This is a genomic window from Flavobacterium pectinovorum, assembly GCF_006438875.1.
In the GTDB taxonomy this organism is placed as follows: domain Bacteria; phylum Bacteroidota; class Bacteroidia; order Flavobacteriales; family Flavobacteriaceae; genus Flavobacterium; species Flavobacterium pectinovorum_A.
This window is the reverse complement of the sequence record NZ_RCZH01000005.1, coordinates 182,172-194,737: the sequence shown is the minus strand read 5'-3', so window position 1 is coordinate 194,737 and position 12,566 is coordinate 182,172. Positions and strand designations below refer to the sequence as shown.

Annotated in this window: 12 protein-coding genes; 8 read left to right on the top strand and 4 right to left on the bottom strand. The window is 31.5% G+C overall.

What is annotated here, in order from left to right:
- Window positions 1-3: 3 nt before the first annotated feature.
- The 4 genes from EAH81_RS09060 to EAH81_RS09045 form a co-directional block, all read right to left on the bottom strand.
- Window positions 4-981, bottom strand: coding sequence for a GNAT family N-acetyltransferase (locus EAH81_RS09060; RefSeq protein WP_140506109.1), 978 nt, complete (start codon window positions 979-981; stop codon window positions 4-6).
- 143 nt (window positions 982-1,124) lie between these two features.
- Window positions 1,125-1,727 carry a trimeric intracellular cation channel family protein gene (locus EAH81_RS09055; RefSeq protein WP_140506107.1) on the bottom strand — a complete coding sequence of 201 codons (603 nt, stop codon included), beginning with the start codon at window positions 1,725-1,727 and terminating at the stop codon, window positions 1,125-1,127.
- A gap of 51 nt (window positions 1,728-1,778) precedes the next feature.
- Window positions 1,779-2,633, bottom strand: coding sequence for a hypothetical protein (locus tag EAH81_RS09050; protein WP_140506105.1), 855 nt, complete (start codon window positions 2,631-2,633; stop codon window positions 1,779-1,781).
- Between the two features lie 137 nt (window positions 2,634-2,770).
- Window positions 2,771-3,514: an RDD family protein gene (locus EAH81_RS09045; protein ID WP_140506102.1), complete on the bottom strand. Its 744-nt coding sequence runs from the start codon at window positions 3,512-3,514 to the stop codon at window positions 2,771-2,773.
- Window positions 3,515-3,535: 21 nt separating this feature from the next.
- On the opposite strand from EAH81_RS09045, the gene EAH81_RS09040 reads away from it, so the two are divergent.
- From EAH81_RS09040 to EAH81_RS09005, 8 genes are all read left to right on the top strand, one after another.
- A complete protein-coding gene (locus tag EAH81_RS09040; protein WP_140506100.1) occupies window positions 3,536-4,516 on the top strand; it encodes a stage II sporulation protein M in 981 nt (326 codons plus the stop codon).
- 12 nt (window positions 4,517-4,528) lie between these two features.
- Window positions 4,529-5,302 (top strand): DUF4129 domain-containing protein, encoded by a 774-nt coding sequence (locus tag EAH81_RS09035; protein WP_140506098.1) that lies wholly within the window; start codon window positions 4,529-4,531, stop codon window positions 5,300-5,302.
- Window positions 5,295-6,503, top strand: a complete 1,209-nt coding sequence (locus EAH81_RS09030) for a DUF4350 domain-containing protein (protein WP_140506096.1) — start codon at window positions 5,295-5,297, stop codon at window positions 6,501-6,503. Before EAH81_RS09035 ends, EAH81_RS09030 begins: the two co-directional genes overlap by 8 nt.
- A gap of 170 nt (window positions 6,504-6,673) precedes the next feature.
- A complete protein-coding gene (locus EAH81_RS09025) occupies window positions 6,674-7,687 on the top strand; it encodes an AAA family ATPase (protein ID WP_140506094.1) in 1,014 nt (337 codons plus the stop codon).
- Between the two features lie 100 nt (window positions 7,688-7,787).
- A complete protein-coding gene (locus tag EAH81_RS09020) occupies window positions 7,788-9,119 on the top strand; it encodes a DUF58 domain-containing protein (protein WP_140506092.1) in 1,332 nt (443 codons plus the stop codon).
- Between the two features lie 118 nt (window positions 9,120-9,237).
- Window positions 9,238-10,179 carry a hypothetical protein gene (locus EAH81_RS09015; RefSeq protein WP_140506090.1) on the top strand — a complete coding sequence of 314 codons (942 nt, stop codon included), beginning with the start codon at window positions 9,238-9,240 and terminating at the stop codon, window positions 10,177-10,179.
- Between the two features lie 64 nt (window positions 10,180-10,243).
- Window positions 10,244-11,329 (top strand): LTA synthase family protein, encoded by a 1,086-nt coding sequence (locus tag EAH81_RS09010; protein ID WP_140506087.1) that lies wholly within the window; start codon window positions 10,244-10,246, stop codon window positions 11,327-11,329.
- Window positions 11,330-11,514: 185 nt separating this feature from the next.
- Window positions 11,515-12,543: a serine hydrolase domain-containing protein gene (locus EAH81_RS09005; protein ID WP_140506085.1), complete on the top strand. Its 1,029-nt coding sequence runs from the start codon at window positions 11,515-11,517 to the stop codon at window positions 12,541-12,543.
- Window positions 12,544-12,566: the final 23 nt, after the last annotated feature.

Here is a 12,566-nt window from a genome sequence, read left to right as displayed (position 1 = left end):
TTATTAAACAAAAATACTATTTAACTTATTATAATTGGAAGTTTCAACTTCATAAAAATCATGAACAATTGTTCCGGCGCCAAAACTTTCTTTCCAGTACGCTAATCCTTGATTTAGTTTTTTTCCGTTATTCTCATTTGAAATTCCAAAATCAAAAAAACGTTTATGAGCGAATCTCTCATGAATCAGAAAATGAAATAAAAAATCTAAACTTCCCAGATTTTCTTTATTTTGATCTTTTGAAATATACTGACAATGTGCAACAGTTTCAGTTTCAAAAACAGTTGTTCCGGCAACAATTTTATCATCTAAATAAACATTAAACTGATGAATATTTTCAGGGAAATGTGATTTCAAAAATTGCATTTCTTCAACGGAATGAACTGGAATCACATTATGTTTATTTTCTAAATTCGGAATCAAAATCTCATTCCAAAAAGGTTCAAAATTAGATTCTTCCTTAATTACAAGTTTTTTGCTAATCGCTTTTTTTAAACCTCTTTTTCTAACCTTCGAAATTGATTTTTCCTGTTCTAAATCAATTACAGAAAGTGAATCTCTTCTAACATTTTTTGCTTCTGCCAGAAACAAACTATACAAAATTTCTTCAGCTGCTTTAAGATGATAAATTGATGGAATAGTTTTAAAATGTAATTTTTCAAAATTATGTTCGTTCAAAAAAAACAACAAATCACGAAAAATTTCAATTACCGAAGTCAGTTTTGTTTCTTCTTTATAAACCAATCCGCCATACGTAAGCCCTTGATGCGAATAAACCAAATTTCCAACTTTATTAGCAGGTAAAACCGCTTTTAGTTTCTGATCTTCAAAAATTAAAATTGAAAAATCTTCAAACCGATCCTTATGATATTCCATGAAATCTCTGTGAAATAAAAACGTAGCATTTTTGGCCTGAGCAATAAAGTCATTCCAAATTGTGTAATCGTTTTGATCGTATTTTTTTACGGTATATTTCGTCATTTTTACTATGGCTTATTTTCGCCACGAATTTCACCAATTTTCACTAATTTCATGATCACTTAGAATAATGACAATATTGTTGGAGTCTTTTTTAGCCACTTGATTCGCGAAAATTCGTGAAATTCGTGGCAAATTTTAAAAAATCATTTATGGTCAAATGCCGGTAAATACCATTTGAATTTTACCGCCATTAATCTTGCGATAATAATGACAACAGAAGTTACTAAATACAAAATATCATTATCTAAGTTTAGTTTTCTCAAGGCGAAAAATACAATTCCGCCAAAAATACAAATAGTAGCATAAATTTCCCTTCTAAATATAGTTGGAATTTCAGTACATAAAATATCTCTCGTAACTCCTCCAAAACAAGCTGTCATAGTTCCTAACGCGATACAAATTACGGGATGCAAACCTATTGAAATACCTTTTTCAAGGCCAATCAATGTAAAAACTCCAAGTCCGATAGTATCAAACAAAAATAATGATGTTCTGAGTTTATCAAACTTTTTTCTGAAAAGAATCGCTAAACCAAAACCCAGAATAATCACATAAACGTACTGTAAATCCTTCATCCACCCCACCGGAGTTCTACCAATTAAGACATCACGCAACGTTCCGCCACCAACGGCGGTTACAAATGCAATAATAAAAACCCCAAACGGATCGAGTTTTTTATGCATTGCCGTTAAAGCGCCGGACATGGCAAAAGCCATCGTACCAATAAGATCTAATAAATGAAACATTTTTTTTAGGTGCAAAGGTTTAAAATTGCAGAGGTACAAAAGTAACTCTTATTATCTTTTTACGTAAATCGGACTTCTTTTTAATAAATAAGAAATCGAATCGATCCAGCTGTCTTTTAGATTAAGGAAAGGTTTACGGGTTTGAGAGTAAATTTTGGTACCGTTTTTATACATATCAAAATATACGTTGTAGTAATAATACATTTGCGTATTTGCGGTAGTTGTCGAGTAATCGCTTGACTTAACTTTTTTATCATTGTTGCTTACTGTTGTGCTTCCGCTTCCGTAAGTAGAAGCAGTTGAACTTGATGACATTGTATAAGAGATTTTGGCAGCCACTATATTATCAACGCCCAGAATTTTTTGAAGATCTGCAATTGGTGTTTCGTCAATATTGGTATGATCAATTCCGGCTTTGTGCAATAAACTATTTGTTGTTCTTAAATCCTGAACCGTAAGCGGAAAAATATTAGCTGATTTGTCCAATAATTTATTATACATATCGTTTTGTGCAAATTTTGCCATTTCTTCAGAACTTTGCTGAGTGTCTGAATTCAAATACGGAATTGGCAATACTGCAATTGTATTGGTTTTCATATCTGCAGCAACAATAGGGTCATTTGAGTTCGCTTGTGAAGTATTTCCGGCACTTGCGCTTACATCAAATGTTTGTGAACGCCCGCTGGCGAAATCTATTCTGGCAATTTGTGATACATCTAATGAAATTTGCAAGGTTTCTCCCGGTAAAGAATATTCAACTGTTTTATCAGACATTTTTGCAATTGTGCATTCAATTATCTGATAATCTCTTTTTATTATTTTATCTAATTTTTTTCCGCCTTGGGCAAAAGAAAAAACAGAAACAAGTAACATTACTAATACGGCAATTGCTCTATTAACTTTCATGGTATTTAGATTAAATTTCCCTACTCTTAGGCTTTTCGGTTACGCCATTTTTATAAATTTTGCTTTTAAGTTCAAAATCTTTGAAGCATATACAAAGTTACGAAATCCCAAATTAACACCTCAAAAAATCAATTTAATTACATATTTTGTGTGTAAAAATTATAATCTTTGAGAATAACTCGAAGAAAATCACTATTATTACCTGATTGATTTTTAATTCCGGTTACATTTTCAATCTTAGCGACTAGTTTATAGATCATTTCGTGATCGTTTTTAGCATCTGCTTTTTGAAATGTTTCTTTAATAATTCGCATATCATTATCAGATAATTTAATTACCAAAGGATATGTTGGTACATACGCATCTCCTATTTCTTCTAAAATAGTGTGGCTAATATCAATTTTATTTTTTAAAGTAATAACTGCCGTTCCAGCCGCCATATCTCCTAATCGTTGTCCTTTTTTGCTTGTAACAACCGCAATTAAACCAACAAGACCATAAAGCAAGGTAAAATCGATTATTCTAAAAAACCATCGAATTAAATAATCACCAAAACCTGCCTGATAACCATCGATTTTTACAACTTTTATTTTTACTAGCCTTTTTCCAATCGTTTGTCCTTCAAAAACACTTTCTAAAGTGATCGAATAGAACATAATTGGTAAATAAAAAACAAAAAGAACGGTCATAATTGACCAGGAATCCAAATTTTTGAACAATTTATCGAAATGTAACCAATAAAAAAAAACTAGTAAGACCACTATTACATATGACACTTTTATAAGTAAGTCAATGAAATAGGAACCTAATCGTTCACCAACTGATGCTGATATAAAATTTATTTTAACATTTTGTGTTGTGTTAATAGATAATTCTGACATATTTTTATATTTTAGCCTACAATGAGAGAAGTCGCCTTCATAAAACAAAATAAAGAAAAATGGCTGGAATTTGAACTAGCTATTTTTGGTAAAGCTAAAAAAAATCCTGACGAGTTAGCTAATTTGTACATTCAATTGATGAATGATTTGTCGTATGCCCAAACTTATTATCCCAAAAGTAAGACGGTTATTTACTTAAATCACCTTGCATCGCAGATTTATCAAAAGATTTACAAAACAAAACGAACGGAAAAGAATCGATTGGTTGAATTTTTCAAAACCGAGGTTCCATTGCTTGTTTACGAATACAGGAGATACTTAATGTATGCTTTTATTCTATTTTTTGCCACAGTTGCAATAGGTGTTGTTTCGGCAAAATACGATCCAAATTTTGTTCGGTTGATTTTGGGAGATTCCTATGTAAATATGACTTTGGAAAACATCAAAAAAGGAAATCCAATGGCAGTTTACGGTTCCGGAAGCAATTGGGGAAGTTTTGTTGGCATTACTGTAAACAATCTTAATGTTGGTGCAAAATGCTATTTTTATGGCATTCTTGGCGGATTAGGAACTTTTTGGATTTTCCTGCAAAACTCTATTATGCTGGGATCTTTTCAGTACTTTTTTTATGAGCAGGGAGTTTTCTGGAAAAGCGTTCGCGGAATCTGGATTCACGGCTCTATGGAAATTTTTGCAATTGTAATCGAAACTACTGCAGGTTTTATTCTTGGCGCTTCGATATTGTTTCCAAAGACTTTTTCGAGAATAAACTCTTTTAAAATCGGTTTCAAAAACAGTTTCAAAATATTCCTGAGCACTTTTCCATTTACGATTGGTGCCGGTTTTCTCGAAGGTTTTATCACCCGATATTCCATTGATATGCCAAACTGGTTAAGTTCTTTTATCATTTTATTTACCTTAGCAATAATTTCGTTTTATTATCTGGTTTATCCTTTTATAGTTTATAGAAAAACACAACAACTATCAGCCAAATTGAATTAATTGAAACCAATAATGAATAGATTTTTAATTCTTTTATCTCTTCTTTTTTTCTCTGGTATATCTCATGCTCAGGATTCTTTGGCTACAGCCGAACCTTCAAAAATTGCATCAATAAAATATACAGAGAAAGACATACTGATTGATTCCAGTACAATTGAAGCCAAAACTTTTGATAAAAACTTCAAAAAAAAATACAGCGATCCGGATTTTGTATATGAATATAAAACGCCCGAAAAAAATATGTGGGATCGTTTTAAAGAGTGGTTGGCAAGTATTTTCAGAAGATTATTTAATTTTGAAAACACCGAAAACTCAATTAAATTGGTAGCAATTCTATTGCGAATTATTGCAGTTATCGTCATTGTCATTGTAATTTATCTAATTGCAAAAGCTTTAATCAATAAAGAAGGACAATGGATTTTTGGCAAAAATGCACAAAAAAAGACCATCTATTATACTGATATCGAAAAAAACATACATCTGTTAGATTTCGAAAAGCTGATAAAAGAGAGCATTAATTCCGGCGAAAAAAGAATCGCTATTCGGTATTATTATCTTTGGCTTTTAAAAGTCATGGCGCAAAATCATTACATCGAATGGGATATCGAAAAAACCAATTCCGATTATTTATACGAGCTTCAAAGACCTGTGCATAGAGAAGAATTTACCTATTTGTCTTACTTGTATAATTATATTTGGTATGGAGAATTTGAAATTGACGAAACCTCTTTCAACAAAGCAGAAAATAGATTTAAGAATGCCATAAAAACTTTTAGCAATGGATAAAAATATCAAAATTTATATCGCTATTCTGGTTTTTGTTTTGGCACTAATTTTAGTAGCAGATCGCGATCAGGCAAAACCTATCGATTGGAACCCAACCTATTCTGTCCATGACAAAATCCCTTTTGGATTGTATGTTTTTGACAAAGAAATCCATGGTGTTTTAAAAAATCAGAAAATAGAAAAAATAGCCACTATAACTCCCTACGAGTTTTTGGATTCTAAATATGATGAGGACACTTTAGTGGAAAATTATAAAATAAAAGGTACTTTTTTAAACATATCAGAAGCCAATAATATTGATGATCAATCTATAAAAGAACTTTTTTATTTTGTATCACATGGAAACAATGCTTTTTTGAGTATGAAAGAGTTTCCACGAGTTCTTTTAGACAGTTTAAAACTGAATAGTATATTCAGATTTGGAATTCCTAACAGCAACTCCATTTGGCTTGCCAATAAAAAAGTAAGCACCAAAAAATATCATTTAACAGAAGGTGTTGGAGATTCTTATTTTTCGAAAATTGATACTTTAAACACTACCGTTTTAGGATATCAAAGTTATCAGCCTAAACAAAAACACATCAACTTTATAAAAGTAGCCTACAAAAACGGCTTTTTCTATTTGCATACGCAACCAGCCGCTTTTAGCAATTTTCACTTGCTGAAAAAAGACCATTATCAATATGCTGAAAATCTGCTTTCTTATTTACCAAAAGGCGATGTTTTCTGGTATACCAAAGGAATAAACGATGAACGAATTTCCCAATCGCCTTTGCGTTATATTTTTAGTCAGCCAGCTTTAAAATGGGCTTGGTATTTATCTTTGATTGGAATATTGATTTTTATTATTTTTAATGCTAAACGAAAACAACGCGTCGTTCCAATCCTGAAACCTTTACCAAATCTAACGGTGGATTTTACCAAAACCATCGGGAATTTGTATTATCAGGAAGGTGATCACGACAATATTATTGACAAAAAAATTATTTATTTTCTGGAGCGAATCCGAAATGAATACTTGATAGACACAACAAAACTGGATGACGATTTTATCAAAAAATTACATTCTAAAACAGGCAAAAACAAAACGGATATTCAGGAACTCGTATTCTTGATTAACGAACACAAAAAAAGTTATCACGGAAGTCTTGAAGAAGATTTAATTAGAATAAACAACGCAATCGAAAAGATTTTAAATTAATATAAAAAGATATTTTGCAACAGATAAAAAAATGTGCCACGAATTTCACTAATTTTCACTAATTCTAATTCAAATTGAACCAAATTAATTGGTGTAAATTAGTGAAATTCGTGGCAAAAAAAACTTTTTTAATCTTGGCAAAAAATAAATAACAAAGAAAACATACCAACATGGACGATATCAATACACCCGAAACTGAAATCACTAATGAAAATGTGAATTTTGAGACCAGAATAAATTTAGCACCACTTTTAGAGCATGTGAACAGCATCAAAAAAGAGCTGGAAACGGTAATTGTGGGACAACAAAAAATGATCGATCAACTTTTGGTTGCGATACTATCAAACGGACACGTTTTGCTTGAAGGTGTTCCGGGAGTTGCTAAAACGATTACGGCTAAACTATTATCTAAAACGTTGAATATTGGCTTTAGCCGAATTCAGTTTACGCCTGATTTGATGCCTTCAGATATTTTAGGAACTTCGATTTTTAATCTTAAAACTTCTGAATTTCAGTTTAAGCAAGGACCTATTTTCTCCAATTTAATTTTGATTGACGAAATCAACCGTGCTCCTGCCAAAACTCAGGCGGCACTTTTTGAAGTTATGGAAGAGCGCCAGATTACAATTGACGGTTTTGCTTATCAGCTTGAAACTCCATTTTTGGTTATTGCAACACAAAATCCAATTGAGCAAGAAGGAACATATCGTTTGCCGGAAGCACAATTAGATCGTTTTTTATTCAAAATCACGATTGATTATCCAAAATTAAACGAAGAGATTTTGATCATCCAAAGAGAGCATTTATTGCAGGATCATGGAAAATTAGAAGCTATAAAAACGGTACTTTCTGCGGCAGAAATAAAAGAGTACCAAGCCTTGGTAAAACAAATAAGAGTCGAGCAGAATTTATTGGAATACATTGCCAGAATTGTAGTAAACACGCGCGAAAATGCCTTTTTATATTTAGGAGCTTCGCCACGTGCTTCGATTGCAATCCTGAACGCTTCCAAAGGTTTCGCTGCCATTCGCGGACGCGATTTCGTGACGCCAGAAGATATTAAAGAAGCAGCAATTCCTGTTTTACAACACCGTGTTATTGTAACTCCTGAACGTGAAATGGAAGGAATTACAAGCTCTGAAATTATTAAGCAAATTATTGAAACTGTCGAAATACCAAGATAGTTTTAGTATTCAGTCGCAGTCGCAGTTTTCAGTTCTCAAGCTGTGACTGAAAACTGAGACTGCGACTGCGACTGAAAACCAAGACTGAATACTAAAAAAAATGAAATTCATAAAAAGTCTATACCTAAACAACTTCTTTTTCTATGTGCTTTTAGGCCTTATAGGAATGTTTGTTTGTGCTTTTATTTTTCCGAATTTATATAATGCTGTTTGGTTTATTGTATTGATTTTAATAACATTTCTTGGGCTTGATATATTGCTTTTATATTTTGCCAGAACAGGAGTTGAAGCTACTCGAAATACGCCCGAAAAGCTCTCAAATGGAGATTTGAATCCGATAAGTATTAGTATCAAAAACCATTACACCTTTACGATTTCTGTAAAAATTATTGATGAAATTCCGTTTCAGTTTCAAGTTCGTGATTTCAAAATTGTAAAAACAATTAAGGCTTCCGCCGAAAAAGAAATTGGTTACGATCTGCGTCCAACAGAACGCGGTGAATATTATTTTGGAAATCTAAACCTTTATGTTTCTTCGCCTTTAAAATTAATTTCGAGAAGATTTACTTTCGATAAAGATCAAATGGTGCCAACATATCCTTCTTATATTCAATTGAGAAAATATGATTTATTGGCTTTTTCGAATAATTTATTTCAATATGGGATCAAGAAAATTCGCCGAATTGGTCATACAATGGAGTTTGAACAAATTAAAGAATATGTTCAGGGCGACGATCTTAGAACTTTAAACTGGAAAGCTACTGCCAAGAAAAATTCGTTGATGGTTAATCAGTTTCAGGACGAAAAATCACAATCGGTTTATATGGCAATTGACAAAGGCCGTGTTATGCAAATGCCTTTTGATGGATTGAGTTTATTGGATTATGCTATTAATTCGACTTTGGTTTTGTCAAATGTTATTCTGAAAAAACAAGACAAAGCGGGTATTTTTGCTTTCTCCAAAAAGGTAGAAAACAGAGTTTTTGCAGAGAAAAGATCTTCGCAAATGCAGAAAATTCTGGAAACATTATACAACATCAAAACCGACTTTTTCGAAAGTGATTATAGCCGCCTTTATGTTGATATAAAGAAAAATATCAATCAGAGAAGTTTGATTATTTTGTATACTAATTTTGAAACGATGGACGGTCTAAATCGTCAATTACCATACTTAAAAGGAATTGCAAAGAATCATTTATTAGTGGTTGTGTTTTTTAGCAACACCGAATTGAATGAGATTATTAACCGAAAAACAAATACGATTCAGGAAATATACGATAAAGTAATTGCCGAAAAATTCATGTTTGAGAAAAAACTTATTGCCAACGAACTCAAGAAATACGGAATATACTCTGTTCTGACACAACCTGAAAATCTGACTTTAGATACTATTAATAAATATCTGGAGATTAAAGCGAGAGGGATTTTGTAATTTTCATCTTGTATTAATTTATAGTTACATTACGTTATCACGTAAAAATTGATTAATTAAATTAAGTAGTTTTGAAACAAAATTCAAACGAATCAATGTAATTTCAAATTAATAAAAAATGAAAAAGTCAATCCTAATTCTATTCATTTTTACAAGCTTTTTGTCTAATGCACAAAAAAGCGAGACTATAACAATTCCTAAAGGTGTAGTTTATAAATATGCTGATGCTAAAGTAATTGAAAAAGCTAAAAAACTAATAAGTGACAATTTATCTTCTACCAACGATTACAAAATAGTACAAGAAAATCTTATTATTGGTCCTGAACTCTGGAAAAGATTTAAAGACAATAGCAAACTACAAAATATAGAAGGAAGTAAAGTTGAATTTCATGTAGATAATGTGATATTAGATGGTAAAATGAGCCAGGATATGACCGCTTCTAAAATAGTGTGGGATGAATTTAAAAATGAAGTTTCAAACGATTACATTATTAGAAAAGCCAACGAGCAAGAATTAAATTATTATTGGTCTGTTATATCATTTGACATCGAAGAGCCATTATTGATTGTAGAAACTAAAGAGCATACTTATATTTTAAATCTATTAAAAAAAGATTTAAAATTATTGTGGCTAGATGAAGCTCCAAAACAAAATAATACAAATCAGGTTGCTTACAAACAATATCAAGACGGAAAAGAAATTGATTCTATTTCTAAAGGAGAAAAAGAAACGGCTTTGGAAAAGGTTATCTTCTTAAATAGTGACGAAGAGTTACAAGCAAATACTTCAATGGAAGATTTGGAATTAATCCTAAAAAAAACAAATCAAATATTTGACGAATTGTTTAAAAACTCAATGAAATCAGGAAAAATAATGGTTGAATTTGAGTTGAAAAAGAAAAAAAACGAAATAACTTATGCTGTTAAAGATGATTTAGATTTAGACATTATGAAAGTCTTTGAACAAAGAGTTAACAGCGAGATTTATCCTAATTCAAAAAAAGATCCAATTAAACTTCGATTACTTTACAAAGTAAATTCGTTAAATGACGTAGAATAAAACAATCTGAATATTCGATTAATAAATTTTAAACTTTTTTGTCTCAACTTTTGAAACTCACAAAATGAAAAAACTAATTTTACTTCTATTCGTTTTCACAAGCTTTTTTGCCAATGCACAAAAAACGGAAAACATCATCATCATAACCACTGATGGTTTTAGATGGCAGGAAATTTTTAAAGGAGTGGATTCGGCAATTGCCAATGATAAAAAATTCAATCAAGGCGATAGTACTTATATCTATAAAAAATATTCCAGTTCAGATTTTAAGGAATCCCGTAAAAAAATCATGCCTTTTTTATGGTCAGAAATTGTTACGAAAGGGCAAATTTATGGCAATCGCGATTTAGGAAATAAAGTCGATGTTTCGAATCCGTATTGGTTTAGTTATCCCGGATACAGCGAAATCATGACTGGAAATGTTGATGTTGCCGTTAATTCTAATAGTTACAAAGCGAATCCGAATGTAAATGTTTTGGAATTTTTAAATCAGCAATCTAAACTAAAAGGAAAAGTTGCTGCTTTTGGTGCCTGGGACGCTTTTGATCGAATTTTAAACGAAGAAAGAAGTGGTTTTCCTGTAATTTCTGCTTTTGATAATGTTGGTGGAAATAAACCTACAGACACTCAGAAACTATTAAATGAAATACGTAACAATTCGTTTAAGCCTTTTCATGAAGATGAATGTCTGGATGTTTTTACACATTATGAAGCTTTAAACGAACTGAAAACCAAGAAACCAAAAGTACTTTATATCGCTTACGGAGAAACGGACGAATGGGCACATGCCGGACATTACAGATCTTATCTTGATGCCGCAAACCAAGTAGACAAATGGATTAAAGAAATCTGGGATTTTGTACAAAATGATCCGCAATACAAGAATAAAACCACATTGATAATCACAGTAGATCACGGTCGTGGTGACAAAACAAAAGCACAATGGACAGATCATGGTGCTGATGTTCCGGGCGCATCACAAATTTGGTTTGCCGCAATGGGACCTGAAATTTCAGCAAAAGGCGAAGTAAAAACAGAATCTCAATTGTATCAAAAACAAGTTGCACAAACCATTGCAAAAATTATGGGATATACTTTTACAACATCACATCCTGTTGCTGATGAGATTTCAGAAGTACTTAAAAAATAATTTTTTTGCCACGAATTTCACGAATTTCCGCTAATTTTTATTCGCCTTACAGCGAAATTCTAATTCGTGAAAATTCGTGAAATTCGTGGCAAACTTTTTTATTTATATTTAAACCTTGTAGGTTTTGAAAACCTTTGAACCTTTGCAACTCTGAACCTTTGTACCTCAAAACGATTTAATTTCAAATGAACAAAACATTATTGTTTTTATTTCTGTTTCTTGAAATAACACTTACAACCTACGCTCAAAATGCTAATTTGGAGAAACAGATTGACTTTCTTATTTCTGCTAAAACAGAAAAACCATTTAACGGTGTAATTTTCATTTCTCAAAAAGGAAAAACAAAATATTTTAAAACTCTTGGCTATTCTGACTTAAACAAAAAAATACCTTTGCAGCTTAATGACGAATTTGTGATTGGATCTATAAGCAAACAATTTACAGCCATTCTCGTTCTTCAGGAATATGACAAAGGCCGTCTCGAACTTTTTGTCCCTATTCATAAATATTTGCCCGAATTACAACAGACTTGGGCAGATACTGTTACGATTCATCAATTGTTGACACACACTCACGGTATTGTCGAATTGGACAAACCAACCACTTTTAAGCCTGGAACACAATATGCTTATTCTCAAATTGGTTATGATTTATTAGCCAAAATTATTGAGAGAACCTCCGGAGAATCATTTGCAGACCTTTCGCAAAAAATGTTTACGAAATGTAAAATGAAAAATACTTTTCATCCTGATATTAGAGAATATAAAAATTTAGTTAAAGGATATACGGAAGTTGAAAATGGTAAAATTGAATTCGAAAATAAATCTCTTCAAAACTATCCAGCTGCGGGTGGTTTTATATCAAACTGCATTGATTTAAACCTTTGGAATGATCAATTTTACGGTGGAAAGTTATTAAAAAAAGAAACCATGAAAATGCTGGAAACCAAGCAAAAAAATGCGGTACGAAATCATCCAATTTTTGGAATGACAGATTACGGTTACGGAATAACGATAGATACAATAGATGGTGTTTTGCAATATGGACAAACTGGATATGGTCCCGGATTTGTTACAATGAATTATTATTATCCTAAAACAAAAACAACTGTTATTGTCCTCGAAAATGTTGATTATTATCCTAATATAATAAAAAAGACTTTTTATTATCATACCGAAATCTTAAAAATAATAAGAGATAAGCTAAAAGGATAAATAATTTTAAATCTACAAGATTT